Genomic DNA, 17,741 nt, shown 5'->3' on the forward strand with positions numbered 1-17,741 from the left:
CGCCGGGCGCGTCACCGGACGGCGGCCCGCCGGTACGCCCAGGCCGCGACGGCGAGCGAGGCGACGCCGACGGCGGCGCAGACGCCCAGGTCGAGCAGGACGGTCGACCAGTCGGGGTGGTCGCCGAAGGTCCGCGCGAACGCCTCGACGCCGTAGGTGGAGGGCAGCAGATCACGCGCGTACTGCACGATCCGCGGCATCCGGTCGGCGGGAAGGACGCCGAGGAGGAGCGCCGCCGACATGCCCAACTGGCCGAGCAGGGTCGCGAGTTCGGGCCGGGGCGCGAGCAGCCCGAGGGCGGCGCCGAGCCCCGCGAGGGCGGCCCCGGCGAGCGGGATCACGGCGGCGAGCACCCACAGGTGGGTCAGCGGCAGGTCGAACATGGCGCAGCCCGCGACGGCGGTGACGACGGTGCCGGGCACGGTGAAGGAGGCGTAGGCCCCCGCCGCGCCGAGGACCACGGACGCGGGGGGCACGGGCAGGGTCGCGTAGTGGTCGAGGCCCCCCGCGGCGCGGAGCTGCCCGAAGTACTGGGCGAGGAGGTTCAGCGCGACGAAGGCGACGACGAGCACGGCGGAGCCCGCGACGACGGCGCGCGCCTCGCTGCCGCCCGCGTCGACGACGCCGCGCATGAGGATCATGATGCCGATGGACTGGAACGTCGCGACGAACAGCAGCGGGATGCGCGCCACGCGCGCGCGGGAGAGCTGCGCGCGGTAGACGGCGGCGAGGGACGGCAGGAAGCGGGCGCGGGGCGCGAGTCCGTCGTCGAGCGCCGTGGCGGCCGGCCCGGCGCCGTCGACGGGCTGCCGCACGGTGTCGGCGGACGGCTCTGCGGATACGACGGTCATGCCTTCACCAGGCCCTTCACGCTGCTGCGGCTGCCGCCGAGCGCCAAGTACACGTCCTCCAGGCTCGGCGTGGCGAGCGTGAAGTCGTCGAGGAAGTCGAAGGCGGGGCCGCCGGTGACGGCGGCGACGGCGGTGCGGGCCGCCTCGGGCGCGAGCCTGAGCGACCAGCGCCGCCCGGCCTCCACGGCGTGCTCGCGCAGCCCGGCGACGTCGGCGAGGTGCAGCGGCGCCTTCTCCCGCCACACCAGCTCGACCCGCACCTCCCCGGCGACGCGGTCCTTGAGCCCGGCCGGTGAGTCGCAGGCGATGACGCGTCCGGCGTCGAGGACGGCGACGCGGTCGAGGACGGTCTCGGCCTCGATCACGTTGTGCGTGACGAGGAGGACGGTGGTGCCGCGCTCGGCGCGCCGCCGGTCCACGGCCGCCCATACGGCGCGCCGCGCCACGGGGTCCATGCCGGTGGTCGGTTCGTCGAGCACGAGCAGGGGGCGCTCGCCGACCAGGGCGGCGGCGAAGCAGGCGAGCCGCCGCTGTCCGCCCGAGAGCTTCTTCAGGGGCCGCGAGGCGAGCGGGGCGAGCCCCAGCTCCTCCAGGACGGCGTCCCGCTCGGCGCGGGCCTCCTTGAGGGGGAGCCCGCGCAGGCGTCCGGTGGTCTCGGCGGCGAGCGACACGGTCAGCTCGTCGAGCGCGGTCGACTCCTGGCCGAGGTAGGCGAGGATGCGGGCGGCCCGCTCGGGGTGGCGCACGATGTCGTGCCCGAGGATGGTGACGCTCCCGGCGTCGGGCCGCATGAGCCCGGTGAGCTGGCGTACGAGGGTGGACTTGCCGGCGCCGTTGGGGCCGAGGAGGCCGAAGATCTCGCCGCGCCTGATGTCGAGCCGGACGTCGTCCGTGGCCCGTACGGGCGGGGTCGCGGGCGCCCCGCGCCGCCCGCGCACGGCGGGGTAGGTCTTGCTGAGGCCCCGTACCGCGCACACGACAGCGTCCCGTTCATGGTCCGGGGCGGCATCATCGGTGCGCGTACTCACGAGGAACGAGAGTACGGGGTCCGGCGGCCCCCATTGCGCGCGGGGCCGGACAAATGAGGCGGGTGGCGGGTCCCGCGCACCCTGGGTGTCACTCCCCCGCCGTGGCGTGTTCGGCGGTCCGTACGTCGATCTCGCGCCAGAAGCCGGCCCGGATGGCGTACCGGTCGTGCTCGTCGATCTGGTCGTCCTTGTGGGCGAGGAGGCCGAACCGGGCGGCGTAGCGGAGCAGCTCGCCGTCGATGCGGTGCGGCACGCGCGGGTACATGGTCGCGAGCTTCTGGAGCTGCACGGGGTCGGCGAGGCGCGCCATCCACCGCCGGGCGAACACCTGTCCGACTTCGTAGGGGTCGCCGCTGACCGCGGTGATGTCCTCCTCGCGGTCGGCCCACCGCTGCTCGGCGGTGGTGAGCTGGGCGAGCGTCGGCAGGGACGCCGCCTCCGGGGGCTCACCGCCGCCGCCGGGGCGCTCGACCCAGCCCTTGTCACTGGACCAGCGCAAGGTCGCGCTCGTGGGCTGCTGCACGGCCGGCGGGGGCGGCGTGCCGGGGCCGCGCAGCGCGGCCAGGTCCTTCGGGGTGGGCACGCCCTTGGCGGCGTTGGTCCGGTCCTCCGTGTCGCTCTCGGGCCGGGCGGCCGGCGCATGCCGGGCGGGCGCCGCGTCCACCTGGTCGTCCACAGGACGGCCCGCGGCGGCCGGCGCCGACTCGGGCAGCGGCGCGGACAGGATCGCGGCGATCTCGGGGCGCGGCACGGGCTGCGGGGCGCAGATCCCGCCGATCTCCTTGGCGCGGACGGCCTTGGTGATCCAGATGCGGTCGAGGACGCGCCGCTCGTCGGCCTCGGCGACCAGGTCCTCGGACTGGTTGTAGTCGCCGTCGGCGGCCTGTACGGCCCAGAGGTGGACGGCGACGCCGTGCTCCTTGGCGGCCATCATGCCGGGCAGCAGGTCGCCGTCGCCGGTGACGAGCACCACGTCGGAGCAGGCGCGGTTGCGGGCCAGTTCGGTCAGCTCGGCGTGCATGGCGGCGTCCACGCCCTTCTGCGCCCAGCGGCCGTCGCTGCGGGTCAGGGCGCCGAGCCGGACGGTGACGCGGGGCATGACGCGCAGCCTGCGGTGCTCCGGCTGCGGCACCCGGTCGGGGGCGCCGTCGAACCAGTAGATGCGGAGCAACTGGCGCTCGGTCTCGGACTCGGCGCGATCGCGCAGGCCCTGGATGAGGGCGGCGTGATCGACGTGGATCCGGGAACGGGAGGGCTCGCCCGCGAGGAGGCTCGCGGCGGCCCCCAGGAGATATCCGGCATCCACCAGGACGATGCAGCGGTCCACGCGATCCACCCTCTTTCGCCGACTTACGACAGTCCGGACGCGCTCACGGGGCGGCGCCCGCGGATTCGCTTCGGGTTTCCTTCGAGTCTGCCCGACCGGGCGGGGGTTAACGGCCCGAACTCGATCTTCGGCGTGGCGGATGAGGTGAAGGTGCTATGTGCGCGCCCTCGACCAGCCGTGTCACGCACGGTGATTGCCCGATATGCGATCTTTGACCCCCCATGTGAATCTGAACGCGCCTGGCCCCAGAGATCTCCCAATCTCCCCCCATAGGAGGCAGATCAACATGGCCAAGAACAAGAATCGCAAGCAGAACAGCGACCTGAACCGCGCGTCCGTCACGGAAGAGACGCCGGAGCAGTCCAGGTCGGCGGCGCCGGACTCGCGGTCGTCGGACTCCCCGCTGATGGGCAGCCCGTCGGACGTGGCCCGCAAGCACCAGAAGCGCTTCGGCCACAACTGACGCCCGGCGCCGCAGCTTTGCAACGCCTGAGGGGCGCACCCAGGATCCGGGGTGCGCCCCTCTAAAAGTACTTACGCTGTCGGCTCAGCCCGCGAGGCACGACGGGCCGAGCAGCACCTTCAGGTCGCCGAAGAGCGCCGGGTCCGGCTTCACGCGGTGCCGGTCCAGGCGGAGCACGGTGGTCTTGCGCGGCCCCTGGAGCTTGATGCGGACCTCGCTGTCGCCCCGGTGGTGGCTGAGGATCTCGCCGAGGCGGCTGACCATCGGCGGGGTCACCTTGAGCGCCGGGATGGTGAGGACCACGGGCGCGTTGGTGCCCGCGTTGGACAGGTCGGGGATCTGCATCTCCATGGCGACCAGGCGCGGCACGTCCTCGCGCTTGTCGAGGCGGCCCTTGACGAACACGACCGCGTCCTCGACCAGTTGGGTCGAGACGAGCTGGTACGTCGCCGGGAAGAACATGCACTCGATGGAGCCCGCGAGGTCCTCGACGGTCGCGATCGCCCAGGCGTTGCCCTGCTTGGTCATCTTGCGCTGGAGACCCGAGATGATGCCGCCGACCGTGACGACGGCGCCGTCGGAGAAGTCACCGCCGGTCAACTGCCCGATGCCCGCGTCCGCCTTGTCGGACAGGACGTGTTCGAGCCCGAACAGCGGGTGGTCGGAGACGTACAGGCCGAGCATCTCCCGCTCCTGGGCGAGCAGATACGTCTTGTCCCACTCGTCGGTGGTGAACTCGACGTCGAGGCCGAACCCCGGCTCGTTGCTGTCCTCGTCGCCCATGCCGCCGAAGAGGTCGAACTGCCCCTCGGCCTCCTTGCGCTTGACCGCGACGACATTGTCGATCATCGGTTCGTACTGCGCGGTGAGGCCCTTGCGGGTGTGGCCCATCGTGTCGAACGCGCCCGCCTTGATGAGCGATTCGGTGGTGCGCTTGTTGCAGGCGGCGGCCTCGACCTTGTCGAGGTAGTCGGGGAACGACTCGAACTTCCCCTTCGCCTTGCGCGACCGGATGATCGAGTCCACCACGTTGGTGCCGACGTTGCGCACCGCCTCCAGGCCGAAGAGGATCACGTCGTCACCCTGGGCGGCGAAGTTGTGCACCGACTCGTTGACGTTCGGCGGCAGCACGCGGATGCCCATGCGGCGGCACTCGTTGAGGTAGACCGCGGACTTGTCCTTGTCGTCCTTGACGGAGGTGAGCAGCGCCGCCATGTACTCGGCCGGGTAGTTGGCCTTGAGGTAGGCGGTCCAGTAGGTGACCAGGCCGTACGCGGAGGAGTGCGCCTTGTTGAACGCGTAGCCGGCGAACGGCACCAGGACGTCCCACAGCGCCTGGATCGCCTCGTCCGAGTAGCCGTTCTTCTTCGCGCCCTCCTGGAACAGGACGAAGTTCTTCGCCAGCTCCTCGGGCTTCTTCTTGCCCATGACGCGGCGCAGGATGTCGGCCTCGCCGAGCGAGTACCCGGCGACGATCTGCGCGGCCTTCTGCACCTGCTCCTGGTACACGATGAGGCCGTAGGTCAGGCCGAGCGTCTCCTTCAGGGGCTCCTCGAGCTCCGGGTGGATCGGCGTGATCTCCTGGCGGCCGTTCTTGCGCTCCGCGTAGTTCGTGTGCGAGTTCATGCCCATCGGGCCCGGCCGGTACAGGGCCGAGACGGCGGAGATGTCCTCGAAGTTGTCGGGCTGCATCTGGCGCAGGAGCGAGCGCATCGGGCCGCCGTCGAACTGGAAGACGCCGAGGGTGTCACCGCGGCAGAGCAGTTCGAAGGTCTTCGGGTCGTCGAGCGGGAGCGAGAGCATCTCCAGGTCGATGCCCTTGTTCGCCTTCACCATCTTGACGGCGTCGTCCATGATCGTGAGGTTGCGCAGGCCCAGGAAGTCCATCTTGAGCAGGCCGAGCGACTCGCACTGCGGGTAGTCCCACTGTGTGATCGTGACGCCGTCGGTGTGGCGCACCCAGATCGGGGCGTGGTCGACGATCGGCTCGCTGGACATGATCACGCCGGCCGCGTGCACGCCCATCTGCCGGACCAGGCCCTCGACGCCCTTGGCGGTGTCGATGACCTTCTTCACGTCCGGCTCGTTCTCGTACATCGAGCGGATCTCGCCCGCCTCGCTGTAGCGCGGGTGGCTGGGGTTGGTGATGCCGTCGAGGTCGATGCCCTTGCCGAGGACGTCGGCGGGCATCGCCTTGGTGAGCCGGTCGCCCATCGCGTACGGGTAGCCGAGCACGCGCGCGGAGTCCTTGATCGCGTTCTTGGCCTTGATCTTGCCGTAGGTGCCGATCATGGCGACCTTGTCGGCGCCGTACTTCTCGGTCACGTACCTGATCACCTCGACGCGCCTGCGCTCGTCGAAGTCGATGTCGACATCGGGCATGGAGACGCGCTCGGGGTTGAGGAACCGCTCGAAGATCAGCCCGTGGGTGATCGGGTCGAGGTCGGTGATGCCCATGGCGTAGGCGACGATCGAACCGGCCGCGGAGCCTCGGCCGGGGCCCACCGCGATGCCGTTGTTCTTGGCCCACATGATGAAGTCGGCGACGACCAGGAAGTACCCCGGGAACCCCATCTGGATGATGATGTCCATCTCGTACTCGGCCTGCTTCTGCCGGTCCTCGGGGACGCCGCCCGGGTAGCGGCGCTCCATGCCGCGCCGGACCTCCTCCTGGAACCAGGTGACCTCGGTGAAGCCCTCCGGGATGTCGAACTTCGGCATGAGGTCGCGCTTCTCGAACATGCCGGTCGTGTCGATCTGCTCGGCGACCAGGAGCGTGTTGCGGCACCCCTCCTGCCAGGCGTCCGAGGAGTCGATGGCGTACATCTCGTCGGTCGACTTCAGGTAGTAGCCGGTGCCGTCGAAGCGGAAGCGGTCCGGGTCGGAGAGGTTCTTGCCCGTCTGGATGCACAGCAGGGCGTCGTGCGCGGTCGCCTCGTGCGCGTACGTGTAGTGCGAGTCGTTCGTCACCAGGGGCGGGATGCCGAGCTTCTTGCCGATCTCCAGGAGCCCGTCGCGGACCCGGCGCTCGATCTCGATGCCGTGGTCCATCAGCTCCAGGAAGTACCGGTCCTTGCCGAAGATCTCCTGGTACTCGGCGGCCGACTTCAGCGCCTCGTCGAACTGGCCGAGGCGCAGACGGGTCTGCAGCTCACCGGAGGGGCACCCGGTGGAGGCGATCAGCCCCTCACTCCACTGGGAGATCGTCTCCTTGTCCATGCGCGGCCACTTCTGCAGCCAGCCCTCGGCGTACGCGTCCGAGGACAGCCGGAACAGGTTGTGCAGGCCCGTCTTGTTCGCCGCCCAGATCGTCTTGTGCGTGTAACCACCCGAACCGGACACGTCGTCGCGCTTCTGGTGCGGCTGGCCCCACTGGATCTTGCGCTTGTTGCGCCGCGACTCGGGGGCGACGTACGCCTCGATGCCGATGATCGGCGTGACGCCCGCCTTCTGCGCCGAGTGGAAGAAGTCGTACGCCCCGTGCAGGTTGCCGTGGTCGGACATCGCGATGTGCGTCATGCCCATCTCGTTGCACGCGTTGAACATGTCCTTCAGGCGAGCGGCACCGTCCAGCAGCGAGTACTGGGTGTGGACGTGCAGGTGCGTGAAGGGCGGCTTTGACACGGTTGCTGCTCCAAAGGCGAACTGGCGGCGACGGGACGGGGACGACTTGGAAGTCTACGACCGTGTGGTGACAGCCGACGGGCACTCCGGAGTACGGTCGGGCGTTGGACGGGACACAGGAACACCCGTCCTGCGTGTCACACCAGCCCACGCACCACCCGTACCAGGAGGCACCCGGCGATGTCGGTCCCGCAGCCCACCGCTGAGCAGCGCGGCGAGGAGATCCTTGCCGTCTTCGACACCGCGTTCGGCGAGCTCCTCGCCGCGGACCCCGCCGCGTTCCGGGTGAAGTTCCGCAAGATGGCCGCCTCCGCGTTCGCCTTCTACCGGGGCACGGCCTGCCTGTTCTACCGGGACATAGAGCGTGAGCAGCACGGCGGGCCCTATCTGGACGACCGCACCAGCCGGGTGTGGATCCACGGGGACCTGCACGCGGAGAACTTCGGCACGTACATGGACGCCACGGGCCGGCTGATCTTCAATGTGAACGACTTCGACGAGGCGTACGTCGGCCCGTTCACCTGGGACCTCAAGCGGTTCGCCGCCTCCGTGGCGCTGATCGGCTACGCGAAGGCGCTGAGCGACGAGCAGATCACCGACCTCGTGCGCACCTACGCGGCGGCCTACCGCGAGCGCGTCCACGCCCTCGCGACCGGCGCCAAGAGCGACGAGGTGCCGCCCTTCACCCTGGACACGGCCGAGGGCCCGCTCCTGGACGCCCTGCGCGACGCCCGCTCCCTGACCCGCTTCGGGCTGCTCGACTCCATGACGGTGATCCGCGACTTCGAGCGCCGCTTCGCCGACGACGGCGGCGCCATCGAGCTGGACGCGGCGACGCGCTACAAGGTGCTCGCGGCCTTCGACGGCTACCTGGAGACGCTGCCGGAGTCGTCGCTGACGCGCCCGGACTCCTACCGCGTGAAGGACGTCGTGGGGCGCCGGGGCATCGGCATCGGCTCGGCGGGCCTGCCCTCGTACAACATCCTCCTGGAGGGCAACAGCGACGCCCTGGAGAACGATGTCGTGATCTACATGAAGCAGGGCCAGACCCCGGCGGTCTCCCGGCACATCACGGACCCGGCGATCCGCGCCTACTTCCAGCACGAGGGCCATCGCACCGTCATCTCCCAGCGCGCCCTCCAGGCCCACGCCGACCCGTGGCTCGGCTGGACCGAGCTGGACGGGGCGGGCCAGCTCGTCGCCGAGGTCTCGCCCTACGCGGTCGACCTGGACTGGGGCGACATCGACGACCCCGACGAGATCACGGCGGTCGTCGCCGACCTGGGCCGGGCCACGGCCGCGATGCACGCGGCGGCGGACGACCTCTCCGGCCAGTCCCTCGTCCCGTTCTCCACGGAGCGCGCCATCGACGCGGCGATCGCCGCCGACGAGGACGGCTTCGCGGAGCTGCTCGTCGACTTCGCGCACAGCTACGGGGCACGCGCGCGTGCGGACCACCAGATCTTCGTGGACCTGTTCCGCAACGGCCGCATTCCGGGCCTGACCGCGTAGGGGGCGCGGCCCGAACCCACGATTCCATAACGCACAGGTCCCCTTTAGCCATCGCCTACAGCGAGCCATGGCACACTCCACAGCGATGGACGACATATCCGGGACCCAGCTCAGAGCCGTGCGCGCGGCCCTCTTCACGGCGCTCGCCGTGACGCTCTCCGCCGCGTCGCACGTCCTGCTGTCCCGGGCCCCGCTGCCGCTGACGACGGTCGCCGCGACCGCCGTCGCCGTCTTCGCGATCGCCTACGCGCTGGCCGGGCGCGAACGCGGGTTCGGCCGGATCGCCGCGCTGCTCGTCCCGCTCGAACTGGCCGCCGACACGATCTTCACCACCGGCCAGCACGTCTGCTACGGCGAGGCGGGCGGCCCGGTCGCGGGGCCGCTGCGCTCCCTCGGCTTCGACGTGCTGTGCGGCGGGACCGTCGGCACGCCCCTCGCCCGGATGACCGGCGGCACCAGCGACAAGGCCGCCGCCCTGCTCGCGCACAGCGACCCGGCGGCGTCCTGGCTGCTGCTCGCCGCGCACGTCACCGTCGGGCTGCTCGCGGCCGCCTGGCTGCGCCGGGGCGAGCAGGCGCTCGCGGGGTTGCTGCGCGCGGTCGCCGCGTTCGCGTTCCGCCCACTGCTGATCGCCTTCGCCGCGGTCACCGGCCGCCCGGAGCCCACCCCGCGCCGCCCGCGCCCGGCCCCGCGCGCGCGGGTCGCCCGTACGCGGGTCGCGCTGCACTCCGTAGGACGGCGCGGACCGCCGTGCCTGGCCGCCTGAGCCAGAGCCAGCCGCCCTCAGGGCGAGCGCACGACAGTCCCCCACCTCTTCACGTATTCACGGAGCGACAGAACATGAGCAAGCGCAACAGCCAGCAGGCGAAGTCGGCGGCCCGCGAGCGGCTGCGGATCGAGCGGGAGCGCCAGGCGAAGAAGGAGAAGGCGAAGCGGACGGCGATCGTCGCCGGCTCCATCGTCGGCGTCCTCGCGATCGCCGGCGTCGTCAGCTACCTGGTGATCCAGGGCAACAAGCCCTCCTACTGGGAGGCCGCGAAGGACGACGCCCTGGTCGCGCCGAAGAACACCAGCGGCAAGAACAACACCACGGTGATCCTCGGCAAGGACTCGGCCAAGAAGACGATCATCGCCTACGAGGACTCGCGCTGCCCGGTCTGCGCCAGCTTCGAGCAGACCGTCGGCCCGACGATCAAGAAGGACATGGACGCCGGCAAGTACAAGATCCAGTACGTCGGCGCGACCTTCCTCGACAACAACCTCCAGGGCGAGGGCTCGAAGAACGCGCTGAGCGCCCTCGGCGCCGCCCTGAACGTGTCCAAGGAAGCCTTCTGGGACTACAAGGAGGCCCTGTACTCCACCAAGTGGCACCCCGAAGAGACGTCCGACAAGTTCAAGGACGACGCGTACCTGATCAAGATCGCGAACACGGTCCCCGAGCTGAAGGGCGACAAGACGTTCCAGAAGGACGTCAAGGACGGCACCTTCGACAAGTGGGCCCTGGAGATGTCGAAGAACTTCGACGACAACAAGTACGGCGTCCAGGGCACCCCGTCCTTCGTCATGGACGGCAAGAAGCTCACCGGCCCCGGCAGCGACAACGCGCCGAGCACCGTCGCCGACTGGAATACCGCGGTCGACAAGGCCCTCAAGGGCTGACCGGCGCGAGAAGCCCCGCCCGGGCGCCCTACAGGGTCTCGAGGAAGCCGAGCGCCACCCGCCAGGTGGCCTCGGCGGCCTCCTCGTCGTAGTCGGGGAGGTCGGGGTCGGTGTAGAGGTGGCCGGCCCCGGGGTAGCGGTAGACCTCGACGTCCGCTCCGGCCCGTCCCATCCGCAGGTACCAGGCGGTCAGCCAGTCGTCCGTCTCGAACGGGTCGGGCTCGGCGACGTGCAGCTGGACCGGCAGCTCGTCCACCGACGCGTTCTCCGCGATGTCGGACGTGCCGTGCAGGAGCAGCAGCCCCTTCGCCTTCTCGTCGCCGAGCGCCAGCGTCTGGGCGGTCGCCGCGCCGAAGGAGAACCCGGCGTAGACGAGGCCGCGGTCCGAGTAGGGCGCGGCGGCGAGCACGGCCCGCTTCAGCAGTTCGTCCTTGCCGATCTCGTCCCGGTGGGCCATGCCCTCCTCGACGGTGTCGAAGGTCTTTCCCTCGAAGAGATCCGGGGTCCACACCTCGTGCCCGGCCGCGCGCAGCCGGTCGGCGGCGGCCTCGACGGCGGGCCGCAGTCCGAACGTGGAGTGGAAAAGCATGATGTTCATGGGGGCCATGGTGCCAGGAACGCCACAGGTTAGAGGCGACTGATCCCGGTTACCGTCGAGGGATGGAGAACGTACTGCGCCCTCTGATCGTTGTCGGTGGCTCGGTCGTGCTCACACTCCTGATCGGGTGGGCCGTCGACCAGCTGTTGCAACGCGCCGACCGACGCCACCACGAGACCCCGCTGTGGGGACTGCTGCGCCGCTGTCGTGTGCCGCTGCACCTGGTGCTCTGCGCGGCCCTGCTGCGCGGCACCTACGACCAGGCGGAGATCAGCAAGGAGCACTCCGCCGCGATCGGCCAGATCCTGAGCCTCGTCCTGATCGGCGCCACGGCGTGGCTGATCGTGCGGATCGCCACCGCCGTCGTCGAGTCGACCTACGCCCGCTACGCCACCACCCACCGCGACGCCGCCCGGGTCCGCCGGGTCCGCACCCAGGTCACCCTGATCCAGCGCATCGTCACCGCGATCGTCGGAGTCGTCGCGGTCTCGGCGATGCTGCTCACGTTCCCCGCGTTCAAGACGGCGGGGGCCTCGCTGCTCGCCTCGGCGGGCATCCTGGGCATCGTCGCCGGTGTCGCCGCCCAGTCGACGCTCGGCAACCTCTTCGCCGGGTTCCAGATCGCGTTCGGCGACATGGTGCGGATAGGCGACACGGTCGTGGTCGACGGAGAGTGGGGCACGATCGAGGAAGTCACCCTGACCTATCTCGCCGTCCGCACCTGGGACGAGCGCCGGATCACGATGCCTGTGTCGTACTTCACGTCGCGGCCGTTCGAGAACTGGTCGCGCGGCGGCTCCCAGATGACCGGCACCGTCTTCTTCCACCTCGACCACAGCGCGCCCGTCCCGCAGATGCGCGAGAAGCTGCACGACATCCTGCTCGACTGCGCCGCCTGGGACGGCCGCGACTGGAGCCTCGCCGTCACCGACACCACGCCCAGCACGATGCAGGTCCGCGCCGTCGTCACCGCCAAGGACGCGGACGACATCTGGACGGTACGGGTCCGGGTGCGCGAGGAGATGCTGCGCTGGCTGACCGAGCACCACCCCTACGCGCTGCCGCGCATCAACACGGCGATGGCCCTGATCGCCCCGAACGAGATCGGCACGGCGCTCCCCGACCACCGCGTCCTGATGCGCGACGGCCGCGCCCCGCGTACGGGCCGCGGCTGATCCGCCGTCCCCGCGGGGCTAGCGCAGACTGCGTACGTCGAGCTGCCGCAGCACCCGGTCGACGACCTCCGGGTCGGCGCCGGGCTCGCTGCGGGCGGCCAGCACCTCGTGGCGCGCCGCCGACAGCATCTCGTTCTGGATCCGCCGCACGCGCTTGATCCGGGCGTACCGCTTCTCGTGCGTCGCGCGCCGCTCCTCCGCCCCCATCTCCGGGTTGATCCGCAGGCCGATGTCGTAGGCGCGCCGCAACATCTGCTCCTGCATCTCCTCCGGCAACTCCTCGACCTCCTCGATCTCCTTCAGCCGCCGCTTCGCGGCCTTCGCGGCGCGCAGGGCGAGCTCCTTCTCGTACTCCTGCTCGAGTTCGGTGTCGGCCTGGACGCCGAGCTTCCGTACGAGCCAGGGGAGGCTGAGGCCCTGGAGGATCAGGGTCGCCATGATCACCCCGAAGGCGATGAAGATGATCTCGTCGCGCTTGGGGAAGGGCGAGTGGTCGTCCATGGTCAGCGGAATGGCGAGGGCAAGGGCGACGGAGGCCACACCGCGCATTCCGGACCACCACATGATCACGGTCTCGCGCCAGCTCACCGGGATCTCCTCGGCGACGTCGCGCCGCGCGTGCAGCCGCTGCGTCACCCAGGTCATCGGCAGCAGCCACAGCAGCCGTACGACGATGACGACGGCGACCACCGCGGCCGACCAGCCGAGCATCTCGCCCCAGTGGCCCTCCGCCGTCCGGACGACGTTGTGCACCTCCAGGCCGATGAGGCCGAAGGCGACACCGGTGACGAGGGTGTCCACGACGTCCCAGAACGCCCGTCCGGTCAGCCGCGTCAGCACGTCGTCGGCGTCGAAGGCGCGCTCGGCCAGGAACAGGGCGACGGTCAGGACGGCGAGCACGCCCGAGCCGCGCAGCTCCTCCGCAAGGACGTAGGAGGCGTACGGGACCAGGAGGGTCAGGCCGATCTGGAGGGTGGCGTCGCCGAGGTAGCCCATGAGCCGGTTCGCGGCCCAGCCGAGCGCCACGCCGACCGCGACGGCGACGACGGCGGACAGCAGCAGTTCCAGCGCGGCGTGCGGCAGGGAGAAGCTGCCGCTGACGGCCGCCGCGATCGCCACGTGGTACAGGGTGATCGCGGTCACGTCGTTGAAGAGGCCCTCGCCCTCCAGGATCGACACCAGGCGGCGGGGCAGGCCCAGTTGCCCGGCGACGGCGGTCGCGGCGACCGGGTCGGGCGGCGCGACGAGCGCGCCGAGCGCGACGGCCGCGGCGATCGACAGACCGGGCACGACGGCGTTGGCGACGAGGGCGACGGCGGCGGTCGTGACGAACACCAGCGCGACGGCCAACAGGAAGATCGGCCTCCTGTTGGCCGCGAACTGTCGCCAGGATGTTCGGTGCACGGCCGCGTACAGCAGGGGCGGCAGCACCAGGGGCAGGATCAGGTCCGGCTGGATGTCGACGTTCGGGACGGCGCGGATCAGGGCCAGGACGATGCCGAGCAGCGTCATCAGCACCGGCGCGGGCAGGCGGAGCCGATCCCCGAGCGGCACGCTCAGGACGGCCCCGAGCAAGAGCGCGAACAGCAGGGCCAATTGATCCACGGGGGCTCCGACCAAAGTCGACGATCAAGGACTCTTGGTGTCCAGAGTGCCACGCGCATCCGCTTTGATACCTGATCAGCCGAGCCGCGCCGCCGTCGGGGCCGGTCCCCGAGCGTCGCCGGGACCCGCCGCCCCGAAGCCGGGCCGCGGTGGTGGCTGGCCGCGCAGTTCCCCGCGCCCCTAAGCGTCTGCCCGGACCTGCCGTCACTTGCGACGCGCCACCGTGGTGGCTGGTCGCGCAGTTCCTCGCGCCCCTGAGGGTCTGCCCCGATCCGCCGTCACCTTCGCGCACCACCATCGTGGCTGAGCGCGCAGTTCCCCGCGCCCCTGAGCGTCTGCCCAGATCCGCCGTCACTTTCGCTCATCACCACCGTGGCTGAGCGCGCAGTTCCCCGCGCCCCTGAGCGTCTGCCCAGATCCGCCGTCACTTTCGCTCATCACCACCGTGGCTGAGCGCGCAGTTCCTCGCGCCCCTGGGAGGCGCACCTCGTGCGCCGTTCCAGGGGCATGGGGCTGCGGCGGAGCCGCATGCCTCAGGGGCGCGGGGAACTGCGCGACCAGCCACGACGAACCGGCACATCTCCAGGGGCGCGACCAGCCATGACACGAGCCGCGCGGCGACGCGAACCCCTAGCGCAGAGACTTCCTCATCGCCCGGTGAGGGATCCCCGCGTCAGGGAACTCCGGCCCGTACGCGACGTACCCCAGCCGCTCATAGAACCCCATCGCATGGGTCTGCGCATGGAGATCCACCGCCCTAATTCCCCGCCCCCGGGCAACCTCCTCGACGGCCCCCACAAGCGCCGCCCCCACACCAAGCCCCCGCGCAACCTTGCGCACAGCCAGCCGGCCGAGCGCACCCACGCCCGGATCCCCCGTCGTCAGGAACCGCCCCGCGCCGAGCGCGGCCCCGTCCTCGTCCCGTACCGCCAGCACATGGACCGCCCCGGCGCCATGCGCGTCGTACGCGTCGTACTCAAGTTCCTCCGGCACGCCCTGCTCCTCGACGAACACCTCCCGGCGCACACCGAAGCAGGCCTCCCGGTCCGCGGCGCTCTCGGCGACGCGCACGACGTACCCGGTCCGGGCGGAGCTCATTCGCTCTCCGCCCGCACCCGGTCCAGCGCGGTCTGGAGGTCCTCGGGGTAGTCGCTGGCGAACTCGACCCACTGCCCGTCGGCCGGGTGCTCGAAGCCGAGCCTGACGGCGTGCAGCCACTGCCGGGTGATCCCGAGCCGCTTGGCGAGCGTGGGGTCGGCCCCGTACGTGAGGTCACCGACGCAGGGGTGCCGGTGCGCGGACATGTGCACGCGGATCTGGTGGGTGCGCCCGGTCTCCAGCTTGATGTCGAGCAGGGACGCGGCGCGGAACGCCTCGATGAGGTCGTAGTGGGTGACCGAGGGCTTGCCCTCGGCGGTCACGGCCCACTTGTAGTCGTGGTTCGGGTGGCGCCCGATCGGCGCGTCGATGGTGCCGCTCATCGGGTCGGGGTGCCCCTGCACGAGCGCGTGGTACCGCTTGTCGGGCACGCGCTCCTTGAACTGCCGCTTCAGCGACGTGTACGCCCGCTCGGACTTGGCCACGACCATCAGGCCGGACGTGCCGACGTCGAGGCGGTGCACGATGCCCTGCCGCTCGGCGGCGCCGGACGTGGAGATCCGGTACCCGGCGGCGGCGAGCCCGCCGATGACGGTCGTCCCGGTCCAGCCGGGGCTCGGGTGCGCGGCGACCCCGACGGGCTTGACGATGACCACGATGTCGTCGTCGTCGTGCACGATCTCCATGCCCTCGACCGGCTCGGCGACGATCTGCACGGGCGCGGGCGCCTGCGGCATCTCGACCTCCAGCCAGGCCCCGCCGTGCACCCGCTCGGACTTGCCGACCACCGAACCGTCCACCGTCACCTTCCCGGCGGCGGCGAGTTCGGCGGCCTTGGTGCGGGAGAAGCCGAACATGCGGGAGATGGCGGCGTCGACACGCTCGCCCTCAAGGCCGTCGGGCACGGGCAGGGTGCGGATCTCGGGAATCGTGCTCACGCATCGAGTATGCAGGAGCGCACCGACAGCCTCGTACGCCAGCCCGGCTCCGGCGGCGCTCTCAGTCCTTGTGGACGGTGCCGTCCGGGTCGATGCCGCGGAAGGAGAGCAGCACGATGAGGATGCCGCCGCACACGATCGCGGAGTCCGCCAGGTTGAAGACGGGGTAGTTCTTCGGCGCGATGAAGTCGACGACGGCGCCCTCGAAGACGCCGGGGGCGCGGAAGATCCGGTCGGTGAGGTTGCCGAGCGCCCCGCCGAGCAGCAGGCCGAGCGCGACGGCCCAGGGCGTGCTGTAGAGCTTCTTCGCCAGGCGCGCGATGACGACGATCACCGCCACGGCGATCACCGTGAAGACGATCGTGAACGCCTCGCCGATGCCCCACGCGGCCCCGGGGTTGCGGATCACGTCGAGCTGGAGCCAGTCGCCGAGGACCCGGATGGAGTCCCGGTGCTCGAGCTTGGCGACGACGAGCAGCTTGCTGCCGAGGTCCAGGGCGTACGCGAGGACGGCCACGGCGAACAGCACGGCGATCCGCCGCCTGCCCCGGGGGCCCTTCTCCGGCTGGGGCTCCGCTGCTGCCCCGGCTTCCGAGTCCGGGGTGTCCGGCGTACCGATGATGCGCTCCGCCTCTGTCACGTGAGTCCCTCGACCTAGGTACCTGACTGAGGACGAGAGTACGGCACACGCGCGCGGGAACCCATGGACGGTACGCCCCTGGCCTCCCCCTGAGCTCAGTAGCGCCGCTCCTGCTTCTGCTTGCACTCCACGCACAGGGTGGCCCGCGGGAACGCCTGCATGCGCGCCTTGCCGATGGGGTTGCCGCAGTTCTCGCAGAGCCCGTACGTGCCCGCGTCGAGGCGCTCCAGGGCGCGCTGGGTCTGCAGCAGCATCTCGCGGGCGTTGGCGGCCAGCGCCATCTCGTGCTCGCGCGTGATGTTCTTGGTCCCGGTGTCGGCCTCGTCGTCCCCGGCCCCGTCCCCGGAGTCCCGCATCAGTCCGGCGAGCGCGGCCTCCGCCGCCTCGATCTCGCTGCCGAGCCGCATGGCCTCGCTCTGCAGCTCGGCCCGCGCCTCGTCGACCTCTTCCGGCGTCCAGGGGTCCTCGCCGGGCCGTACGGCCAGCTCACCGGCTTCCACGGCGGACTCCCGCGCCTTGGGAACCCCGCCGGGCTGCTGCGCCGCCGTGGCCGTGCCCTGACTCTTCTTCGCAACCACCGTCGTGGCTCCCGTCGTCTGCGCGGCATCGGCCGCGCCCTCGGCCTTCTTGGACGTACGTTTCCCAGATCCGGCCTCCCCCGCACCCGCCGGCTCCGCAGGGGTGCTCCCCGTGGTCTTCTTCGCCACCATGGCCGCGACCCCTTCACAAACTGTGATCTTGCACGCGAATCGTGCTGGGACGATAAATCGACTCGGGGCCCGCGGCAACGGGGCGCACAGTCCGATCCGGCCGTCTCACCGCCCGCGCGCGCGGGATCCGGGGGCGGCGTGCCCTGGTCGGCGCCCGGTCGGCCCCGCACTCCGGTCGCCTTCCGGGCCCGCCGGGCGACCGGCCGGGATCAGTCACCGTACGTATCGCCATTCGGGTCACCGCGCGCAGACGCACGCCGCGCCCGGCGGGCGCCGCGAAAAGCGGTCGGCCGCCGTTCTCCGGGCGCCGTACACTGGGCGCAGCGAGAGGCATGGATGGGGCCGAGTAGCGGCGTACGCAGCCAAGAGCGATCCGGGGACGGTGGGAGCCCGGAGGCGAGCGCGGCGTGAAGATCACCCCGGAGCCGCCGGAAGAACACCGCCACGCACGCGTGGCGGCCAGTAGAACCGGCAGCGCGACCCCAATGAGGGGGCTCACCGGAGCACACCACG

At 71.0% G+C, this 17,741-nt stretch carries 15 protein-coding genes; 5 read left to right on the forward strand and 10 right to left on the reverse strand.

Going from position 1 to position 17,741, the window contains the following annotated elements; translation table 11 throughout:
• Window positions 1-11: 11 nt before the first annotated feature.
• From ABZ877_RS25405 to ABZ877_RS25415, 3 genes are all read right to left on the reverse strand, one after another.
• The gene (locus ABZ877_RS25405; protein ID WP_361075015.1) at window positions 12-851 is read right to left on the reverse strand and encodes an ABC transporter permease; all 840 of its coding nucleotides are present in this window, start codon (window positions 849-851) and stop codon (window positions 12-14) included.
• The gene (locus tag ABZ877_RS25410; protein WP_361075107.1) at window positions 848-1,828 is read right to left on the reverse strand and encodes an ABC transporter ATP-binding protein; all 981 of its coding nucleotides are present in this window, start codon (window positions 1,826-1,828) and stop codon (window positions 848-850) included. The genes ABZ877_RS25405 and ABZ877_RS25410 overlap by 4 nt, the downstream gene beginning before the upstream one ends.
• A 139-nt stretch (window positions 1,829-1,967) precedes the next feature.
• Window positions 1,968-3,206: an NYN domain-containing protein gene (locus ABZ877_RS25415; protein WP_361075017.1), complete on the reverse strand. Its 1,239-nt coding sequence runs from the start codon at window positions 3,204-3,206 to the stop codon at window positions 1,968-1,970.
• A gap of 286 nt (window positions 3,207-3,492) precedes the next feature.
• On the opposite strand from ABZ877_RS25415, the gene ABZ877_RS25420 reads away from it, so the two are divergent.
• Window positions 3,493-3,669, forward strand: a complete 177-nt coding sequence (locus tag ABZ877_RS25420; RefSeq protein ID WP_361075019.1) for a hypothetical protein — start codon at window positions 3,493-3,495, stop codon at window positions 3,667-3,669.
• A gap of 84 nt (window positions 3,670-3,753) precedes the next feature.
• Here ABZ877_RS25420 and dnaE read toward each other — a convergent pair whose 3' ends face one another.
• Window positions 3,754-7,293 (reverse strand): DNA polymerase III subunit alpha, encoded by a 3,540-nt coding sequence (gene dnaE / locus ABZ877_RS25425; RefSeq protein ID WP_361075022.1) that lies wholly within the window; start codon window positions 7,291-7,293, stop codon window positions 3,754-3,756.
• 180 nt (window positions 7,294-7,473) lie between these two features.
• Here dnaE and ABZ877_RS25430 point away from each other — a divergent pair, with 180 nt between their 5' ends.
• The 3 genes from ABZ877_RS25430 (at window position 7,474) to ABZ877_RS25440 (ending at window position 10,464) form a co-directional block, all read left to right on the forward strand.
• Window positions 7,474-8,805, forward strand: a complete 1,332-nt coding sequence (locus tag ABZ877_RS25430) for a DUF2252 domain-containing protein (RefSeq protein WP_361075024.1) — start codon at window positions 7,474-7,476, stop codon at window positions 8,803-8,805.
• 85 nt (window positions 8,806-8,890) lie between these two features.
• Complete coding sequence (locus ABZ877_RS25435; protein ID WP_361075026.1) at window positions 8,891-9,571, forward strand: hypothetical protein; 681 nt, start codon at window positions 8,891-8,893, stop codon at window positions 9,569-9,571.
• Window positions 9,572-9,645: 74 nt separating this feature from the next.
• The gene (locus ABZ877_RS25440) at window positions 9,646-10,464 is read left to right on the forward strand and encodes a thioredoxin domain-containing protein (protein WP_361075028.1); all 819 of its coding nucleotides are present in this window, start codon (window positions 9,646-9,648) and stop codon (window positions 10,462-10,464) included.
• A gap of 28 nt (window positions 10,465-10,492) precedes the next feature.
• Here ABZ877_RS25440 and ABZ877_RS25445 read toward each other — a convergent pair whose 3' ends face one another.
• On the reverse strand, window positions 10,493-11,062 hold the full coding sequence (locus ABZ877_RS25445) for a dienelactone hydrolase family protein (protein ID WP_361075029.1): 570 nt from the start codon (window positions 11,060-11,062) through the stop codon (window positions 10,493-10,495).
• Between the two features lie 62 nt (window positions 11,063-11,124).
• Between ABZ877_RS25445 and ABZ877_RS25450 the strand changes: the two genes are divergently transcribed.
• Window positions 11,125-12,237 carry a mechanosensitive ion channel domain-containing protein gene (locus tag ABZ877_RS25450; protein WP_361075031.1) on the forward strand — a complete coding sequence of 371 codons (1,113 nt, stop codon included), beginning with the start codon at window positions 11,125-11,127 and terminating at the stop codon, window positions 12,235-12,237.
• Window positions 12,238-12,255: 18 nt separating this feature from the next.
• Here the strand turns inward: ABZ877_RS25450 and ABZ877_RS25455 are convergent, their stop codons facing one another.
• The 5 genes from ABZ877_RS25455 to ABZ877_RS25475 all read right to left on the reverse strand — a co-directional run bounded on the left by ABZ877_RS25455 (window position 12,256) and on the right by ABZ877_RS25475 (window position 17,306).
• Window positions 12,256-13,842 carry a Na+/H+ antiporter gene (locus tag ABZ877_RS25455; RefSeq protein WP_361075033.1) on the reverse strand — a complete coding sequence of 529 codons (1,587 nt, stop codon included), beginning with the start codon at window positions 13,840-13,842 and terminating at the stop codon, window positions 12,256-12,258.
• Between the two features lie 630 nt (window positions 13,843-14,472).
• Complete coding sequence (locus tag ABZ877_RS25460; RefSeq protein WP_361075035.1) at window positions 14,473-14,940, reverse strand: GNAT family N-acetyltransferase; 468 nt, start codon at window positions 14,938-14,940, stop codon at window positions 14,473-14,475.
• Window positions 14,937-15,878 carry an RluA family pseudouridine synthase gene (locus ABZ877_RS25465; protein ID WP_361075037.1) on the reverse strand — a complete coding sequence of 314 codons (942 nt, stop codon included), beginning with the start codon at window positions 15,876-15,878 and terminating at the stop codon, window positions 14,937-14,939. Before ABZ877_RS25465 ends, ABZ877_RS25460 begins: the two co-directional genes overlap by 4 nt.
• Before the next feature lie 61 nt (window positions 15,879-15,939).
• On the reverse strand, window positions 15,940-16,518 hold the full coding sequence (gene lspA, locus ABZ877_RS25470) for a signal peptidase II (RefSeq protein ID WP_361075039.1): 579 nt from the start codon (window positions 16,516-16,518) through the stop codon (window positions 15,940-15,942).
• A gap of 95 nt (window positions 16,519-16,613) precedes the next feature.
• Complete coding sequence (locus ABZ877_RS25475) at window positions 16,614-17,306, reverse strand: TraR/DksA family transcriptional regulator (RefSeq protein WP_361075040.1); 693 nt, start codon at window positions 17,304-17,306, stop codon at window positions 16,614-16,616.
• Window positions 17,307-17,741: the final 435 nt, after the last annotated feature.

Origin of the sequence: Streptomyces sp. NPDC046939 (assembly GCF_040644575.1) — a bacterium.
Classification (GTDB): Bacteria; Actinomycetota; Actinomycetes; order Streptomycetales; family Streptomycetaceae; genus Streptomyces.